We start from the raw sequence: 18692 nt of genomic DNA on the forward strand, positions 1-18692 counted from the left end.
TATTGTTATATCAATCTAGAAAATATCTTTTCTTGAAAATAAAGGGTATAATATCATTTCTTCCAGATTAATGTGGAAGTAAGTTGACTTTAATACTAAAAACGCTTACATTATAATGATACATGTAACAGGGAGGTCCAGATTGAATCCTAGACAAATCAATATTCTGCGAGATCTTATGGCTGCAAGTGATTATATAACAGCACAAGAGTTATCCTCTAAGTATGCTGTTTCAACCAAAACAGCTTATGCAGATTTACAGATGATGAATGAAGAGCTGTCATCTTTTGGTGTTACGATTGAAAAAACGCCACGTCGTGGTATACGATTGCAGGTTGAACAAAATGAAAAGAGAAAAATCTTAGAATTTGTGGAACAGAGTAATCACGATGGGGCAGACGAAGATTCTCAATTTCATCGCGAATGCGACTTGTTAAAAGAACTGATATTAGGCAGTGGCACGATTGATGTGCTGGACTGGTCTGTTAGTCATTTTATCAGCGAGGCCTCGATTCGAAGGGATTTAGAGCGTTTAGAACAGCATTTAACTAGCTATCATGTTTCACTTTTGAAGAAGAGTGGTCGTGTTTCCTTAGTTGGACAAGAAGGGAATATTAGAAAGTTTTTCCGAGACTTTATCATCCAGCATTTTAATCTGAGCAGCTTGCAGTATGAAGAAGGCCTAGCGTACTTTTTCTCTTCTGAGCTCATCATGAATGTCGTTGAAAGTGTTCAAAAATCTTCTAATTTCTACCATTTTAGAACCTCTGAACAATATCGGGTCTATCTAGTGTTGGACTTGCTCATCAGTTCTAAGCGGTATCTTCAAGGAAACGCCATTGAGGAAGCAAGTGAGATTGTCGGTGTTGAAAACCTTCGGCAATATGAGGTGTATGTCATCGCTGGTGAATTGCTTAGTCAGTCAACGGGCATTGCTATGAATCTGATTACAGATGCGGAAATTCGCAACATCTGTTATACACTCTTATCGGTAGGATATGAGACAGAAATGGTGCAACAGTCGGATTTGAAAAAAACAGTTGAGCAATTTATTGCGCGCGTATCGGAGTTATCCGGTGTTGATTTTCGGTCTGATGCACATCTATTTCAAATGTTGGTCAACCACACGCAACCGATGATTTATCGCTTAAAGAGTGGGATTAACATTAAAAATCAGATTACAGAAAATATAAAGACGAGATATAGTGCTCTCTATTATATTGTCTGGTTGGCATCGAAATCGTTATCAGAGAAGTATGCAGTCGAATTCTTTGATGCAGAGATTGCTTTTCTCACCATTTACTTTGAGATTTCGGTTGAGAAAATGACAACCCCATTGACCATCTATGTGATCTGTCCGCATGGTCTAGCGACTTCAGAGTTGATTATGAGTTCGCTCCGTAGGACGATTTCCAATTTTGATCATTTAGTCAACATGGACATGAGGGAATTGACAGAAGAAAAGCTCGCGCAAGCGGATTTGGTGATTAGCTCCATTCACTTAGAGCAATTCGATGTTGATTATATTCAGGTTAGTCCGATTGTGACAGATGAGGAGTTAGAAATTATTCAACATGCCTACTCGAGCCTGACCAAGGGAAATCGGAATATGCTGTCTGCTATTCATGACAACACAAGTTTTTCAAAATCAGTGATTCGGGATTTGTTACAGACCAATATTTTACTTCATCAATCCTGCCAATCTGTTGAAGAGTGTATTCGGAAAATGGTTGGAAAAACGTCGCCACGAAACCAACGCAACAAACGTTTTCTAGAATCGGTCTTGGCCAGGGAGAAATTAGGAAGTACAAGTGTTTACACAGGTATTGCCTTACCTCATGCGGATCCTGCATTTGTCGCAGAATCACAACTGGTCATTATGACTCTTGACAAACCTATTCTTTGGGGTCAAAACATAGTCAAGGTAGTGGTTCTAATTGCCATTGCAGAAAAAGATGAGGAATTATATAAGAAAGCATTGATTAGTCTATACTCAAAAATTGATCGTACAGACTATATCGATATCCTGCATTCTATCGAAAACCAATCTGATTTTATCGATTGTCTGTAGGCACTATAAAAAAAGGAGATTGCTACAATGACGGAAGCTATTAAATTATCGGATTATCTGAATGAGTCCTTGATTTTTATGCAAAAACGTTATTCTTCTAATAAGGAACTGTTTACCGAAGTGTCAACGGTTGCTTTTGACAAGGGATTTGTGCGTGAAGACTTCCTAGAGCGCGTGCAACGACGCGAAGAAACATTCCCGACGGGGATTCAGTTGGAGAAGTTTGGGGTGGCGATTCCACATACGGATGCTGAATGTGTCCATAAGGAGTTTGTCGCTGTTATCACTAATGCGGAACCAGTTGAGTTCAAAAGCATGGAGGACTTGAATCAAACGGTTGAAGCAAATATTGTATTTGTGCTTGGTTTGAATCAACCCCACGCTCAGTTAGAAATGCTTCAATCGTTGATGGGCCTACTACAAAGTCCAGAAGTTTTAGGCCAACTATTAGCTGCTGAAACAACAGAGCAGTTATTGACTATCGTAAAAAATAATAATTTATAACATATAAAGGAGAACAGCTTATGGCTAAACTTAAAGTATTGGTTGCATGTGGTGCAGGAATTGCTACATCAACAGTGGTAATGAAACGTGTAGAGGATTTGTTTAAATCTAACAATATTGATGTTGATATTATTCAAATCAAGATTGCAGAAGCAAAATCAAGAGAAGCAGATGCAGATATGTTGATTACAACAACTCTTCTTCCAGGGGAATTTAGTATTCCAGCAATCAAAGCAATGGGATATCTAACTGGTATTAATGCAGATAAAGTAGACGAACAAGTCTTAGAAGCTGCACGTTCAATTTTAGGATAAAAAATATAAAAAAATAAAAAGGAGATGAGACAATGAGTGCTATTAACGACGTTGTTCAGTATATTCTTGGATTAGGGGCATCTGTTATGCTTCCAATCATGTTGACAATTGTAGGATTGATTTTTAGACTACCATTTGGGAAGTCACTTAAATCAGGTTTGACTGTAGGTATTGGTTTCATTGGTATTAACCTTGTCATCGGTGTTTTGTCTAGTAACTTGGGCCCTGCCGCACAAGCGATGGTTGAAAACTTTGGGGTATCATTGAATATCATTGATACAGGATGGCCTTCAGCAGCAGCTGCTGCATGGGCAGCTCCTGTTTCTGCTATCATGATTCCAATCTGTGTAGCCGTAAACTTGCTTATGTTGTTTACTAAGACTACTAAGACTCTCGATATTGACTTGTGGAACTACTGGCACTTTATTGCCGCAGCTGCGACTGGGTACATCGTAACAGGTGGGAACTGGTGGTTCTCAATCTTGTGTGGTGTCCTTTATGAAATTGCCTGCTTGTTGATCGCAGACTGGACAGCTCCAATGGTTGAAAAATTCTACGGACTAGAAGGTGTCAGCCTTCCAACTGGTTCTACTGACGCCTTTGGTTTGCTTGGTATTCCTGTCGGTATCCTTGTTGGTAAAATCCCTGGTTTAAACAAACTTGACGTTAGTGCAGATACCATCCAAGAAAAATTTGGTATCTTCGGTGAGCCAATGATGATGGGTATCATCATCGGTGCTGGTATTGCCGCTCTTGGTGGATATGATGTTGGTGGTATCATCACAATGGGGATCAACATGGGAGCAGTTATGTTCTTGATGCCTCGTATGGTTAAAATCTTGATGGAAGGTTTGATTCCAATCTCAGAAGCAGCTCGTGACTTCTTGCAAAAACGTAATGGTAACAGCGACCGCACTATTTACCTTGGTATGGATGCTGCCCTTACAACTGGTCACCCTGCTAACCTTGCAACAGGTTTGCTTCTTGTGCCAATTACTTTGTTGATTGCGATTATCTTGCCAGGAAATAAAGTCCTTCCATTCGGTGACTTGGCAACTATTCCATTCTACGTATCCCTTATCGTAGCTAGCCGTAAAGGTAACATTATCCAATCTGTTATTACAGGTGCAATCGTTATTACAGGCGCACTTTACATGGCAACAAACTTTGCGCCAGAACATACAGAAATGATGCGTGGTGTATATGAATTCCCAGCAGGAGCTACTCTTGTGTCAAGTCTTGATATGGGTGGTAACGTCCTTAACTGGCTCATCTTGAAATTTGCACAATTATTCTCAGGAGTTCTTTAATCTATAAGAACATAATGTGACTATGAATAATGCGATAAAGGGAAAGGCGGATAATAATGAAAGCAGCATTGCTGACAGAATTAAACCATTTTGAAATTCATGAAATGGATAAGCCGACTCCACATTCACATGAAGTATTAGTAAAAGTCAAAGCCGCAGGAATCTGCGGCTCTGATATTCATAAAATGCAAAGTGAGTGGAAATATGACTTACCTATGGTCATGGGTCATGAATTTTCAGGTCAAGTAGAGGCAGTAGGAGAAGATGTAAAGCAGGTAGCAGTAGGCGATCGTGTCGCAATCGTACCGTTCTTGCCTTGTAACAAATGTATTTATTGTCGAGAAGGTAAGTACCAGCTCTGCGAAGACTATCGAATGATTGGTTCGCATTACTATGGTGGTTTTGAAGAGTACGTTGTCGTACCGGAAACAAATGTCTTGAACATCGGGGATAAAATCTCTTATGAAGAGGCAGCCATGATTGAACCTCTAGCGGTAGCAGCTCATGGTGTTATGGGATTAGACCCACAAGTTGGTGATCAGGTTGCTGTATTTGGTTTGGGTACGATTGGTATTTTAAGTGTGCAATGGCTTCGTCTAGCGGGAGTCAAACGGATTATCGGTATTGATATCGACCCGAATAAGCTAGAAGAATCCAAAAAATACGGTGTAACGGATACAATCAATCCTTTAGAAGAAGGCCTAGAAGAAGCCGTTGCAAAATTGACCGATGGGCTTGGTGTTGATATTGCTTTGGAATGTGCCGGTTCTAAGATAACAGAGGAACAATGCCTCTTGATTACTAGAAAAGGTGGAAAGATTGGGTATCAAGGCATCGCTTATACAGATGTAGTATTGCGTCAGCGTGCTTTTGAAAATATCTTTAGACGAGAATATACAGTCAAAGGTTTTTGGAATTCTTATTCTGCCCCATTCCCTGGTAAAGAGTGGACTCATTCTGTTGAGTTTATTGAGGCGGGTAAAATTAATTTGAAAGATATGATTTCACATCGATTTAAACTTGATGAGATTCAGAAGGCTTTCAACCTAACAGTAAAGAGGGAAGAATCTTACAATAAAGTGATGATTTTCCCTGAAGACGATTGAGGAGGCGAATATGACCATTCCAGATAAAATGAAAGGGGTCTTTAAAACAGAACCCGGCTATGATAAAATGGATTTCCTAGACTTAGATGTGCCAAAAGCTGAAGGGGATAAAGTTCTTATTAAGGTGGCTTTTACAGGAATCTGTGGATCAGATATTCACACGTTTAAAGGTGAGTATAACAATCCTGCAACTCCCGTTGTTCTTGGGCATGAATTTTCGGGCCAAGTTGTAGCAGTTGGTGACCAAGTAACGAAGGTAAAAGTTGGAGATCGTGTTACGAGTGAGACAACTTTTGAAACAAGTACAGATATTTATACCCATGATAAGCTCTATAATTTAGCAATGAAACGCAAAGGTATAGGAACACAACAAAATGGTTCAATGGCCAAGTATGTGTTAACCCGAGAAGAAAGTGTTCATATCTTGCCAGATTCTCTTAGCTACGAGGGAGCAGCTATGACGGAGCCTCTAGCTTGCTGTGTGCATGCGATGTATCAAAAGAGTCAGCTTAGCTTACATGATAAAATTATTATTATGGGGCCTGGTCCGATTGGTTTGTTCTTATTGCAAATCGCAAAAGACATCGGTGCATTTGTCATTATGACTGGGATTACTCAAGATGCAGAGCGTCTGGCCTTTGCCAAAGAATTAGGAGCCGACGTAGTTGTCGATACACAAAAAGAAGATTTGGCTGCCATTGTTCATCAATATACAGATGGTTATGGTGTTGATAAAGCCTATGATGCTTCAGGGGCTGCTCCAGCAGTCAATCAGGTATTGCCACTCATCAAGAAACGCGGTCGTTTTGTTCAAGTAGGGCTTTTTGCGAAGAAGTACATTGAATTAGATACAGAGTCCATCATTCAACGCGAAATTGAATACGTGGGTTGCCGCTCACAAAATCCATTTGACTGGCCAATTGCGATTCACCTCCTAAATAAAGGTGCTATTAATATTGATAAGATGATTACTCAAAAATTCCCGCTAGAGGAATGGCGACAAGCATTTGAAGCTGTTATGGGTGGAAAAGAATTCAAAGTCATGATTGAATCAAACCCTGGGGAGTTTTAAGGAAAAAAGTAATGAGGCGGGGGCAAGTAATGCTCTCCGTCTTATTCTTTAAAAATATGTCAAAATGTTGAACTTATTGTAACAAAGAAAACGCTTTATGTTATAATAGGAATACAATAACTTTTTAAGAGGAGGAAGATATGTCACATTTATCAGTCAACGCGATTCGTTTCCTTGGAGTAGATGCCATTGAAAAATCGAAATCAGGTCATCCAGGAGCTGTTATGGGGCAAGCTCCAATGGCTTACAGCCTATTTACCAATCATATGCGTATTAACCCAGCTCATCCACGTTGGGTCAATCGTGATCGCTTTGTGTTATCTACGGGACACGGTTCTATGTTGCTTTATGCCCTTCTTCATCTGTCAGGTTTTGAAGAAGTAAGTATGGATGAAATTAAGAATTTCCGTCAATGGGGATCAACAACACCAGGTCACCCTGAGTTCGGTCACACTGCAGGTGTAGACGTGACAACTGGTCCTCTTGGGCAAGGGATTTCAACTGCCGTTGGTTTAGCTCAAGCAGAACGTTTCCTTGCGGCTAAGTACAACAAAGAAGGCTATCCAATTTTTGACCATTATACTTACGTCATCTGTGGTGACGGAGATTTGATGGAAGGTGTTTCTGCAGAAGCGGCTTCTTATGCTGGTTTGCAAAAATTAGACAAACTGATTGTTCTTTATGATTCAAATGATATCTGTTTGGATGGAGGAACAAGTGATGCCTTAACAGAGGATGTTCGTGCGCGTTATGAAGCCTATGGCTGGCATACAGCCCTTGTTTCTGATGGAACAGACGTGGTAGCTGTTGATCAAGCAATTCAGGCTGCTAAAGTTTCTGGTAAGCCTTCTCTTATCGAAGTCAAAACAATTATCGGGCATGGTTCTCCAAATAAACAAGGAACAAATGCTGTTCACGGTGCGCCACTTGGAGCAGAAGAAGCAGCAGCAACACGCAAGGCCTTGGATTGGAACTTTGCACCGTTTGAAGTACCACAAGAAGTTTATGCAGACTTTAAAGAACACGTGACAGATCGTGGACAAGCAGCTTATGCAACTTGGGAAAAACTCGTGGCAGATTACAAAGCAGCTTATCCAGAGTTGGCAGAAGAAGTGAGTGCGGTTCTAGAAGGTCGTGACGCGGTAGAGTTGAAACCAAGCGACTTCCCAATGCCAGAGACAGGCTTCTCACAAGCGACTCGTAACTCAAGTCAAGATGCCATCAATGCAGCCGCAGAAGTGCTTCCACATTTCTTCGGTGGTTCTGCAGACTTGTCTCACTCAAACATGACCTTTATTAAGGGTGAGGGACTACAAGATGCGACTCATCCATTGAATCGAAATATCCAATTCGGTGTGCGTGAATTTGCGATGGGAACAATCTTGAATGGTATGGCGCTACACAGTAACCTTCGTGTTTACGGTGGTACCTTCATGGTCTTCTCTGACTATGTGAAAGCAGCAATTCGCCTATCTGCCCTTCAAGGACTTCCAGTAACCTATGTCTTCACCCATGATTCAATTGCGGTTGGTGAAGATGGTCCAACTCATGAGCCAATTGAACATTTAGCGGGCCTTCGTGCGATGCCAAACGTGAATGTCTTCCGCCCAGCAGATGCGCGTGAGACACAAGCTGCCTGGTATTTGGCTTTAACAAGCCCATCTACACCATCCGTTTTGGCCTTGACTCGTCAAAACTTGACTGTAGAAGAAGGAACAGACTTTGATAAAGTTGCAAAAGGTGCTTATGTGGTCTATGAAGAAGCAGGGTTTGACACTATTCTTCTTGCATCAGGTTCAGAAGTCAACTTGGCCGTTACAGCAGCGAAACAGCTTGCAGCAGAAGGCATCAAGGTTCGTGTGGTCAGCGTACCGTCTACAGAACTCTTTGATGCGCAAGACGCAGCCTATAAGGAAGAAATCTTGCCAAATGCAATCCGTCGTCGCCTAGCCATTGAAATGGGTGCAACTCAAAGCTGGTACAAATATGTCGGCCTAGACGGTGCGGTACTAGGTATTGATACCTTTGGAGCATCAGCGCCAGCCGCTAAAGTCATCGAAGAATATGGCTTTACAGTGGAAAATGTGGTGAATACAGTTAAAGGATTGTAAGAAACATACGCTAAACAGATTAATGTTAGACAGCCGAGAGGCTGTCTTTTTGTGTCAAAATCGCTCAAAAACTTTCGTGAAATGATACAATAAAAGAAAGTAATTTCACACTTGTCAAAAAGAAACAACTGGCATGCTTGACTTATGGACAATTCTTGCAAGCGCTGTGAAAAATTGTGTCCTTAACTTTAAAGCGCTTCCGTTTTATAATGAATGTGTAAAAAAATAACGGAGGTTGGAAAACATGTCGGATTGGTTAGCGATTCATGACAAGGTATATGTCGTGACAGGTGGTAGCTCAGGAATTGGGCTTGCAATTGTGAAAAGCTTGTTGGAACAAGGGGCAAAGGTCGCAAACTTCGATATTCGTGACTCAGATGTGAGCCATGAGAATTTGCTTTTTGTAGAAACCAACGTGACTAGTCATCAAGCGGTCAAAGAAGCAGTTGCTAAGGTAGTCGCACATTTCGGTACCGTAGACGGTTTGGTCAACAATGCAGGAATCAATATTCCGAGCTTGTTGGTTGATGTAGCAGAAGAGGCTGGACAATATGAGTTAAATGAAGAAAAGTTTGACAAAATGGTCAATATCAACTTTAAAGGACTTTTCTTTGTATCACAAGAAGTGGCACGTATTCTTGCTACTAAAAAATCTGGTGTCATTATCAATATGGCTTCAGAAGCAGGTTTAGAAGGTAGCGAAGGACAAAGTATCTATGCTGCGACAAAGGGTGCGGTTTATTCTCTCACTCGTTCATGGGCAAAAGAACTGGCGAAACACGGGATTCGTGTGGTGGGCATTGCTCCAGGAATCATGGAAGCAACGGGACTTCGCACTCTTTCCTACGAAGAAGCTCTTGCCTATACACGTGGAAAAACGGTTGAGGAATTACGCGCAGGTTACAGTAATACTAGTACCATTCCACTTGGACGCAGTGGTCGCTTGAGTGAAGTGGCGGACTTGGTATGCTATTACTTGTCTGATCGCGCAAGCTATATCACGGGTGTGACCACAAACGTAGCAGGCGGAAAAACAAGAGGATAAAGAGGGATTATGAGTCTAGAATTAAACAAAAAGGCATTGTTATATTATTTATCATCTCATGCTAGTGTTAGCTATGAGGTGTTAAGTGACCGTCTTCAATGTTCTAGACGTACCCTTAAACTACTAATAGAATCGCTTTTATATAGTTATGATCACATCTTTTCGATACAAGAGATGAATGGCAAGCTATCGCTCAAGATACACGATGAAGTAGCCTTCAAGGTCTTGGTGACAGAGGATTTGTTACTTTCGACAGACCTGAACTCTTTCCATAAACGCCAAGCAGTTTTCTTTCAGATCCTCTTAGAAGCAGATGGCTACGTGTCGGCCGATATGATTGCGGAACAATTAGGAATTAGTCGGCGTAGCCTAACGCGAGATATCAACCGGATGAAAATGGTTTTAGAAGGCTATCGGTTGAAGCTCCTATCTAAGTCTGGAGTTGGGATTCGGTTAGTAGGCTCTGAGTTAGCCAAGCGTTTGCTCTATCTGTATGAGGTCATGGATTATTTAGAGACCAAGCTCGAGCTTCCTAAGGATCTCATGGAGACCTATACGGACTTTGTCAGACATCATCGTTTTCCGATTGATGTCGAACGCACCTTTCATTCCACCTTACTTTTGACTGTTTTACGCCGTAGACATTCGTTAGATGAGGAGGATTTCACCTGGTTTACCAGTCAGGAGTCGCTTGATTTACCAGCGATTTTCTACGATATTTTGTCCTATTTTATGGGGCGCTCTTTGACCAAGGCAGAGCGGGAATTTTTGACCTTTCCCATGCAGTTGGGCTTGCTTCCAGCAGAAATTGCGCGAGCAGAAATTCGTGAGATGGCAGAGCATATCCTGCGTCAGACGGTACAAGAGTTTGGAATCACCTTGGATATTCAAGAAAGTGCTCAGGTCTTGCAGCGACATCTGGTGTACATGCTCAATCGCAGTGTCATGAAATGGCGCTTCGAAGAAGTCAGCCTGCGGGAGCAGCTGATTCAAAGTTCTTTTTCAAAGATTGTATCGCAATTTTTCGTAAACCGTGTGGTCGAAATGACGGGGCTCACGGTTTCAGAAAAAGAGGTCGTGTTACTTGCTGCCTGGATGGAATTGCTGATGGCTAGAAAGAGCAAGCCTCTTATCGGTCGGGTTGCGGTGATTACCCAGTCGGGTCAGTCCTTTAACTACTTGGTAGAGACGCAAATTCGTCAGATTTTCGGTGAGGCTGTTCAACTTGATTTTCTCGACTTCGTCAATCACCTCCCCTATGAGGAGCTCAACCAGCACTATGATTTGATTTTCACGGACAATCTCATGTATAGTCAAAATTTATTCCAGCCCTTCTTATCTTTATCACTTGTGACCAAGGAGAATCAGGCTGAGCGAGAGGCTTTAGAGAGAACGGTATTGGGACGCAAGATTGAGATGTATAGCCATGTCATCAATGTGCAGTTTGAGACCAATCAGACCTACGAGGAAAATCTGGATATGTTGCTGGCTGAAATGGTGAAACAGCAGCTGATTTCAAGTGAAGCCCTTCAGAAATTAAAGGACAAGGAAGCGAAAAATCCAGCTATTTCAGAAGACGGCTACGCCTTTCCACACTTGACGGATGCGAGTCTCACTCAATTGATCGTTGTGGTATCAGAAGATTTTCCAGTTGCCTTAGAAACAAGGGCAGGGCAGAGTATCCGTGATTTCATTTTGCTCTTTGTGCCGATGGAATTGGATGATTTTAATCAGGATTTGCTTTTTAAAATCTTTGATAATACTTTTCGCATGAGTAGTGAGACGCATATCAAGGAGCGACTAGGATTGACGAATTCGTCTGAAAAGATTCAGATTGGTCAGTTAAGAAAGGAATAACAATGGATAGTGTGTATATCTTAGGGGCGGTTGTGATTACGGCTTATGTCTTTCAAATCATCTTTGGTTTGCGTCAAATCAAGCATTTCAATCAGACCTATTCCGAAATGAGAAAAAAAGGGCGTATAGCCATTGGCCGCAGGAGCGGTCGCATTAAGGCAGGCACCATTGTCCTTTTTGCAGTTGATAAAAAAGGACATGTTCTGGAGGCGCGCAGAATGCAGGGAATAACGGTTGCAGCACGTTTCAAAGAGATGCCAGACTACGTAGGGCAAGATATCCATTACCTGGATCATTACAATCCCCTTGTACGAAAAGAAAATAAATTATTGCAAGTTGCCATTGAAGACGCACGGGAAGTATTTGTCAGATCTGAGGCAGGCGACTATCGGGATGTCCCGAAATTCGCCCCAGTCATGGATCTGGGCACTCGCCTAAAAATGCTTCCAGAGTTTTTCAAATTTCAGTTTAAAAAATAATAATCAATAAACAAAGGAGTTTATTATGGACTATGTTGTAAAATTTGCTGAAGGCTTTATCAAGCTCTTCCAATTGGGTGGCGAAACCTTTATCAGCTGGATGACTGGGATTGTTCCCGTGGTTCTCATGCTCTTGGTAGCCATGAATACGGTGATTGCCCTTCTTGGGGAAGAAAAAGTACACCGTTTAGCTCAGGTTTCTGCGAAAAATCCCGTGACACGCTACATGATTTTGCCATTTATCTCAGCTTTCATGCTTGGAAATCCAATGGCGATTAGCATGGGACGTTTCTTGCCTGAATATTACAAACCAGGCTTTGTTGCAGCACAAATGCAATTCTGTCACACCTCAAATGGTGTCTTCCCTCACATCAATCCAGGTGAATTGTTTGTGTATTTGGGAATTGCAACAGGTATCCAAACGCTTGGTCTCAACCAGACAGAGTTAGCGATTCGTTATCTACTCGTTGGTTTGGTGATGAACTTTGTCGGCGGTTGGGTAACAGACTTTACAACAGCTTATGTTGCAAAACAACAAGGCATTACCCTTAAAAAGACATTTGACTAAGAAAAGAGGATGAGACAATGACATACAAGAGCATTAAAGTTGTAAAAGGTAGTGGCGGTTATGGTGGTCCGCTTGTGATTACTCCAACAGAAGAAAAGCATAAATTCATCTACATCACTGGTGGTGGAGAAAAGCCAGCCATTGTGGACAAAATCGCAGAATTGACAGGTATGGAGCCAGTCAATGGTTTTAAAACATCCATTCCGGATGAGGAAATTGCCCTTGCGATTGTTGACTGTGGTGGAACGCTTCGTTGCGGTATTTATCCAAAGAAAGGTATTCCAACGATTAACGTAGTGCCGACAGGAAAAAGTGGTCCGCTAGCCCAATACATTACAGAAGACATCTACGTATCAAATGTTGGTGTCGATCAAATTAGCCTAGCAGACGGCTCAGAAGTTGCTGCAGCACCTGTACAGGCTGCTGAAGTGAAAAAAACAAGCTACGACACCTCTAAAAAGATTACAGAACAGCGCGCTGAATCTAGCTTTATCGCTCGTATCGGTATGGGAGCTGGTAAGGTTGTTGCGACCTTTAACCAAGCGGCGCGTGAAGCCATTCAAACCATGCTCAACACCATTTTGCCATTCATGGCCTTTGTATCTCTCCTAATCGGGATTATCCAAGGTTCTGGTGTCGGAAACTGGCTCGCAAAACTCATGGTGCCACTTGCAGGCAATGTGTGGGGCTTGGTCATCATCGGATTTATCTGTTCACTTCCATTCCTATCTCCACTCTTAGGCCCTGGTGCGGTTATCAGCCAAATCATCGGTACCTTGATTGGTGTGGAAATCGGAAAAGGAAATATTCCTCCACAAATGGCCTTACCAGCGCTCTTTGCCATCAATACACAAAATGGTTGTGACTTTATTCCAGTTGCGCTTGGATTATCAGAAGCAGAAGCTGAAACCGTTGAGGTAGGTGTGCCAGCGGTTCTCTACTCTCGTTTCTTAAATGGTGTGCCACGTGTTATTGTAGCTTGGTTGGCAAGTTTTGGTCTTTATAGTTAAGCATATATCAAACGACAAATAATAAAATAGAATAGGAAGATAGACGAATGACAAAAATTTTTGAAACAAAGATTGTAAGTATCGGAGAACAGGCTCCAAACATGATTGAAGAAGCAAATATGCTCATTTTATTCGGAATGGAAGCGCCAGCTGATTTGGCTGATTACTGCTACAAGATTAGTAACAAGAATTTGTCAGGATCTATCCTCCCAGGTGCGCGCTTGGTCATTGATGGTGCGGAGTATCCTGTTACAGCAGTAGGAAATGTTGTCGAGCAAAACCTATCTGCCCTAGGCCATATCACTATTGCCTTTGATGGATCTGAGGAAGGTTCGCTTCCAGGGACCCTACATGTGGCAGCAGGACAAGTACCAGCCCTTAAAGAGGGTAGCGTGATTGAACTCGTTGCCTAATTCTATAGTGGATTGAATAAAGGTTAGGACATCGTTAAGTCGCTTTGATGAATGCCAGTTCTATCTGTAGCTCCTCACCTTGTCCTATTCCTTTCTCAATCCACTATAAATCATCGATTGTCCGCTTGGAAATTCCGGCGGATAATCTTGTTTTAGGATTGTCAATCAGATTTAGCACCTGTATTCCTAAGCTCCCGATTAGAGTTTCTGAGCTGTGAATACAGGTTCTTGGAAAGGAAACATCATGAAGCTCATTTTAGATACTGCGAATCAAGAAAAAATCAAGGAGTATTTGACCTATCTGCCTGTGTCGGGGGTGACGACCAATCCCAGTATTGTCAAGAAAGAAGGAGAGATTGACTTCTTTGAACACATGAGAGAAATCCGCCAGTTGATTGGTTTTGAGCGGAGCCTCCACGTACAGGTGATTGCTCAAGACTATGAGGGGATGTTGGCAGATGCTCATCGTCTTGTCGAAGAGATTGATAATCAGATTTTTATCAAAGTTCCTGTTACCAAGGAAGGTTTGCGGGCTATCAAAACGCTGAAAAAAGCCAAATTAGGCGTGACTGCAACAGCTATCTATACAGAAATGCAGGCCCTCCTAGCCCTAGAAAGCGGGGCTGATTTTCTAGCTCCTTATGTTAATCGCATTTCCAGCTTGAATGGCGATGCGTTTTCGCTCATTAGCCATGTCCAAAAGGAGATTGAACGTACTCAATCTTCCACCCAGATTCTTGCTGCCAGCTTCAAGCAGGTCGGACAGGTCCTTGATGCTGTTCATGCAGGAGCAAGTTGTGTAACAGTGGGAACTGATGTTCTTGATCAATTTCTTGTCCACCCTTCGATTGATCAGGCAGTGGCAGATTTTGCAAGAGACTGGGAAAGTAATTTTGGTCGAAACAGCATCTGATATAGTCATTTCATTTTCATCTATTACGCTGTTAACTCGTCTTGCTTAAACAGTCCAGTGGACTGTTTAAGGTGGGAAATAGGGGTTATTCATAATCCTTAGTAGTCCCAGTTATGCCCTGCGACTCATTGCCTAGTACTAAATCAAAACGAAACGACTATAAATACGAAAGTTGGGGCAGTTGGGCCCTGACTTTTTCTTTACGACTCTCGCTTTCTTGAAAGTTTAGCCTGAAAACCCTATAATAGTAAGAAAGAAGATAAAAAGAGGAAATAAGGCATGTTGGAATCATGGTTGTGGTTGGCAGGAAGTGCTATTTTAAATGGGATTCATCACATCGGGAAAAAAGAGGTGCCCAATGTCATCGAGTTGGATTTGGCTGAAGCCAAGAAACACCTGACAGATATGGGCTTTCGAGTCAGCGCAGTCTTGCTCAAACCTGAGCGCAAGTATGCCAAGAAACGCGCTGGTGAAGTGGTCCATTACTGTCCAGATTGGGTAGAGAAAAAGGGGCTTGTTAAGATCTACTATGTGGACGAAGAAGTTGTAGAAGCGAGCAAGAAAATTGGTTTTTTCCACCGCTGATACTGGTGAGATAGATTAGGCAAAAGAGGTAGTAAATGGCGAAAAAGAAATTACCAGTCAATGGAAAAATGATTGGTGAGGTGGCAAAGATTTTTGATATTATTCCAGATACAACACGGGTGATTGGCGAAGCTGTTCATGCGGTTGTTCCATTAGTAGACAAAGTCTTGGAACAAAATTATCAGAAGAAAAACCGTCTGGTACGTCTGCCCAATATGGTAGACATGAATATCAAGGAAGCGCAGGAACATTTGGAAGAACTAGGCTTTGTGGTCAGTAAAATCCTCGCTAAACCTCACCAACGCTATGCTAAACGAGAGGTTGATGAGGTGGTGGCGATGACTCCGAAGTCTGGAAGTCTGGAGCCAGGAGCTCTTGTTAAGCTCTACTATGTTAACCAAGACGTGATTGAGGAGAGCGACTTGGTTATTCCTCTGCCAAATCTCGTTGGACTTCCCTTGGAAGAAGCGCAAGAACATTTAAAAGCGCTGGGGTTAAAGCCAGTTGGGCTTGCCGTACAGGGAAAAGCGAGGTATGCACATCAGCAGGTCGATACCGTCCTTGACATGTATCCAAAGCCAAGTGTCCTGCTATCAGGTGTTCCCAAAGGTAGTTTTGTCAAATTGCACTATCTAACAGAGGCAGGACTTACAGACAGTCGTATCAAGGCTCAACAAGCACGGGCTAAAAAGCTTGAAGTACCAGCCTTTGTCCAACAAATTCCTAAACTCTTCCCGTTCAAGAAAAAATAAGGATAATTCTTGACATTTTTGTGAGATTAGGGCAGGATAGAAGTAGAAAAGCCAAAGGAGGCTATCATGAAAAAGAAATTGTTCCCCATTTTAGTTGCTTTGTTGATGGTAACAGCTTTGACAGCTTGTTCGACCAATAAAGCTAAAGAAAGCGACAGCTCTTCATCATCGATGACAGCAACATCTTCTAAAGTAGAAGAATCCACATCAACCAGTTCTTCGTCTGAGGTGAAAACATTGAAAGAATCCACCATCGTTTATCTTTCAGATCAAGAAATCGAAGCCGTTCAAACCTTGGGCGAAGTGAAGACAGCCTTTAAATCATTAACAGACGCCTATGTGGCTGATTTTGATGAATTGATTGCTCAATTACCAGAAGAGGGAAAGAACACACTTGCACCGTTTCGTGAGCAGTTGACTCAAATGTTGGACAAACAGCAAGAAACGATTGCAACTCAATTTGCGAGTCGTGGTGACGACAGCGCCTTAATTTCAGAAGCAGACCGTGAAAAGGTTATTTCAGGTTTAAAAGCAGCTCGTGACCAATTAAAACAAGCAGTGACAAAAGCTAGAGAACAGGTTCAGCCTATGCTAAAATAGGAAGACTGAAGAGGGGGTTGAGAAATCCGTTTCTCAGTCTTCTTTTTTGAAGCAAAGATAGCTTGAAAATAAAGATTATTTCCAAATATTCTGAAAATTTGATATAATAGGAAGCGTATTATATTTGAGAAATGGAGATATCATGACAGCGACAAAAATGAATGCCCAAGAAATTATTCAATTTATTGCCCAAGCAGAGAAAAAGACGACCGTTAAGGTGACATTTGAAGGAGAACTCGCAGCTGCGGTTCCTGAAACGGTTGTCAAACTTGGCAATGTCCTCTTCGGCGATTGGAAAGATGTAGCGCCGCTTCTTGCTAATCTGACAGAAAACAAAGATTATGTAGTGGAGCAAGATGCGCGGAATTCAGCAGTGCCATTGCTCGATAAACGGGCGATTAACGCCCGCATTGAACCAGGCGCAATTATCCGTGACCAAGTGTCGATTGGAGATAACGCTGTCATCATGATGGGTGCTGTCATCAATATTGGTGCAGAGATTGGTGAGGGAACGATGATTGACATGGGTGCTATTCTCGGTGGTCGTGCAACTGTTGGGAAAAATAGCCATATTGGAGCGGGTGCGGTCCTTGCGGGTGTAATTGAGCCTGCTAGCGCTGAGCCTGTTCGGGTCGGAGACAATGTTCTAGTCGGTGCCAATGCCGTGGTCATCGAAGGTGTACAGATTGGTAGTGGCTCTGTTGTAGCGGCAGGTGCTATTGTCACGCAAGACGTTCCTGAAAATGTGGTCGTAGCAGGTGTTCCTGCGCGTGTGATTAAGGAAATCGATGCCCAAACCCAACAAAAAACAGCATTGGAAGATGCCCTTCGGACCCTCTAGGAGATACTATGCTTGACTTAATTGCGACACGGCGCGCCTTGCACCAAATTCCTGAGCTCGGAATGGAAGAGTTTAAGACCCATGCCTTTCTTATGGAGACTCTGGATAGGCTCTTGAAAGACTGTTCGTTTGCCCAAGTGCGAACGTGGGAGACGGGTATTCTTGTCTATCTGACAGGGACGAAAGGCCAAAAAACAATTGGATGGCGGACGGATATTGATGGTCTACCGATTGTGGAGGAAACAGGGCTTGACTTTGCCTCAACCCATGCAGATCGCATGCACGCTTGTGGTCATGATTTTCACATGACCATAGCGCTCGGATTGCTGGAGCAGATGATTGCCCAGCAACCCCGCCATAATCTGCTCTTTTTGTTCCAACCAGCAGAAGAAAATCTTGCAGGTGGCATGCTCATGTATGAAGCGGGAGCTTTTGGCGACTGGTTGCCAGATGAATTTTACGGTTTACATGTGCGCCCTGATTTGAAAGTTGGACAAATTGCAACCAACCGTTCCACCTTGTTTGCAGGGACTTGTGAGGTCAAGATTCGCTTTATCGGGCGCGGTGGTCATGCAGCCTTTCCGCATACGGCAAATGATGCCTTGGTGGCAGCGAGCTATTTCGTGACCCAAGTACAATCGGTTGTTAGTCGGAATGTCGATCCGATTGAGGGTGCGGTGGTGACCTTTGGCTCCATGCATGCTGGAACGACCAATAATGTCATTGCAGAAACAGCCTTTTTGCATGGGACTATTCGTTCTTTGACTCAGGAGATGAGCCTCTTGGTTCAGAAGCGGGTGCGTGAAGTAGCCCAAGGTATCGCTACTTCTTTCGGACTTGAAGTGGAGATTGAATTGAACCAAGGTGGCTATCTACCTGTGGAAAACAATCCCCAATTAGCCGATGAATTAATGACCTATTTTGATAGAGTATCCGAGGTGGATGTCATCGATTGTCTGCCTGCCATGACGGGTGAGGATTTTGGTTATCTTCTGAGCAAGGTGCCAGGTGTCATGTTCTGGCTCGGTGTGGATACGCCTTATTCTCTGCACAATCCCCACCTTAATCCCAAAGAAGAAGCCATTCCCTTTGCTGTTCAACACCTAACAGCGTTTTTACGGCATAAGGTAGGGGTGTAATG

General features: G+C 42.7%; 19 protein-coding genes. All 19 read left to right on the forward strand.

Translation table 11 applies throughout. The features are described 5' to 3' along the window. The first annotated feature begins 142 nt into the window (after positions 1–142). The 19 genes from CHF41_RS00700 to CHF41_RS00790 all read left to right on the forward strand — a co-directional run bounded on the left by CHF41_RS00700 (position 143) and on the right by CHF41_RS00790 (position 18690). Positions 143–2071 (forward strand): BglG family transcription antiterminator, encoded by a 1929-nt coding sequence (locus CHF41_RS00700; RefSeq protein WP_119875554.1) that lies wholly within the window; start codon positions 143–145, stop codon positions 2069–2071. 27 nt (positions 2072–2098) lie between these two features. After that, positions 2099–2575, forward strand: a complete 477-nt coding sequence (locus CHF41_RS00705) for a PTS sugar transporter subunit IIA (protein ID WP_119875555.1) — start codon at positions 2099–2101, stop codon at positions 2573–2575. A gap of 20 nt (positions 2576–2595) precedes the next feature. Continuing rightward, positions 2596–2889: a PTS sugar transporter subunit IIB gene (locus tag CHF41_RS00710; RefSeq protein WP_119875556.1), complete on the forward strand. Its 294-nt coding sequence runs from the start codon at positions 2596–2598 to the stop codon at positions 2887–2889. A 32-nt stretch (positions 2890–2921) separates the two neighbouring features. Further along, a complete protein-coding gene (locus tag CHF41_RS00715; RefSeq protein WP_119875557.1) occupies positions 2922–4199 on the forward strand; it encodes a PTS galactitol transporter subunit IIC in 1278 nt (425 codons plus the stop codon). A gap of 56 nt (positions 4200–4255) precedes the next feature. Beyond that, positions 4256–5305, forward strand: coding sequence for a galactitol-1-phosphate 5-dehydrogenase (locus CHF41_RS00720; RefSeq protein WP_119875558.1), 1050 nt, complete (start codon positions 4256–4258; stop codon positions 5303–5305). A gap of 10 nt (positions 5306–5315) precedes the next feature. After that, positions 5316–6377 carry a zinc-binding dehydrogenase gene (locus tag CHF41_RS00725; RefSeq protein ID WP_119875559.1) on the forward strand — a complete coding sequence of 354 codons (1062 nt, stop codon included), beginning with the start codon at positions 5316–5318 and terminating at the stop codon, positions 6375–6377. 140 nt (positions 6378–6517) lie between these two features. Continuing rightward, a complete protein-coding gene (gene tkt, locus CHF41_RS00730) occupies positions 6518–8488 on the forward strand; it encodes a transketolase (RefSeq protein WP_119875560.1) in 1971 nt (656 codons plus the stop codon). Positions 8489–8732: 244 nt separating this feature from the next. After that, complete coding sequence (locus tag CHF41_RS00735) at positions 8733–9533, forward strand: SDR family oxidoreductase (protein WP_119875561.1); 801 nt, start codon at positions 8733–8735, stop codon at positions 9531–9533. Positions 9534–9707: 174 nt separating this feature from the next. Further along, positions 9708–11390: an HTH domain-containing protein gene (locus tag CHF41_RS00740; RefSeq protein ID WP_162911896.1), complete on the forward strand. Its 1683-nt coding sequence runs from the start codon at positions 9708–9710 to the stop codon at positions 11388–11390. Positions 11391–11392: 2 nt separating this feature from the next. Continuing rightward, positions 11393–11869 carry a transcriptional regulator GutM gene (locus tag CHF41_RS00745; RefSeq protein WP_119875563.1) on the forward strand — a complete coding sequence of 159 codons (477 nt, stop codon included), beginning with the start codon at positions 11393–11395 and terminating at the stop codon, positions 11867–11869. 25 nt (positions 11870–11894) lie between these two features. Next, complete coding sequence (gene srlA / locus CHF41_RS00750) at positions 11895–12437, forward strand: PTS glucitol/sorbitol transporter subunit IIC (RefSeq protein WP_119875564.1); 543 nt, start codon at positions 11895–11897, stop codon at positions 12435–12437. Positions 12438–12454: 17 nt separating this feature from the next. Then, a complete protein-coding gene (srlE, locus tag CHF41_RS00755; RefSeq protein ID WP_119875565.1) occupies positions 12455–13447 on the forward strand; it encodes a PTS glucitol/sorbitol transporter subunit IIB in 993 nt (330 codons plus the stop codon). Positions 13448–13494: 47 nt separating this feature from the next. Beyond that, positions 13495–13860, forward strand: a complete 366-nt coding sequence (locus tag CHF41_RS00760; RefSeq protein ID WP_119875566.1) for a PTS glucitol/sorbitol transporter subunit IIA — start codon at positions 13495–13497, stop codon at positions 13858–13860. 244 nt (positions 13861–14104) lie between these two features. Then, the gene (locus CHF41_RS00765) at positions 14105–14773 is read left to right on the forward strand and encodes a fructose-6-phosphate aldolase (protein ID WP_119875567.1); all 669 of its coding nucleotides are present in this window, start codon (positions 14105–14107) and stop codon (positions 14771–14773) included. 279 nt (positions 14774–15052) lie between these two features. Continuing rightward, complete coding sequence (locus tag CHF41_RS00770) at positions 15053–15358, forward strand: PASTA domain-containing protein (RefSeq protein ID WP_119875568.1); 306 nt, start codon at positions 15053–15055, stop codon at positions 15356–15358. Between the two features lie 35 nt (positions 15359–15393). Further along, positions 15394–16110 carry a PASTA domain-containing protein gene (locus tag CHF41_RS00775; RefSeq protein WP_119875569.1) on the forward strand — a complete coding sequence of 239 codons (717 nt, stop codon included), beginning with the start codon at positions 15394–15396 and terminating at the stop codon, positions 16108–16110. A gap of 66 nt (positions 16111–16176) precedes the next feature. Continuing rightward, positions 16177–16710, forward strand: a complete 534-nt coding sequence (locus CHF41_RS00780; protein ID WP_119875570.1) for a hypothetical protein — start codon at positions 16177–16179, stop codon at positions 16708–16710. A gap of 142 nt (positions 16711–16852) precedes the next feature. Further along, entirely contained in the window at positions 16853–17551 is a 699-nt protein-coding gene (gene dapD, locus CHF41_RS00785; RefSeq protein WP_119875571.1) for a 2,3,4,5-tetrahydropyridine-2,6-dicarboxylate N-acetyltransferase, read from the forward strand. 8 nt (positions 17552–17559) lie between these two features. After that, positions 17560–18690: an N-acetyldiaminopimelate deacetylase gene (locus tag CHF41_RS00790; RefSeq protein WP_119875572.1), complete on the forward strand. Its 1131-nt coding sequence runs from the start codon at positions 17560–17562 to the stop codon at positions 18688–18690. Positions 18691–18692: the final 2 nt, after the last annotated feature.

It is taken from the genome of Streptococcus respiraculi (assembly GCF_003595525.1).
GTDB classification, from domain to species: Bacteria; Bacillota; Bacilli; order Lactobacillales; family Streptococcaceae; genus Streptococcus; species Streptococcus respiraculi.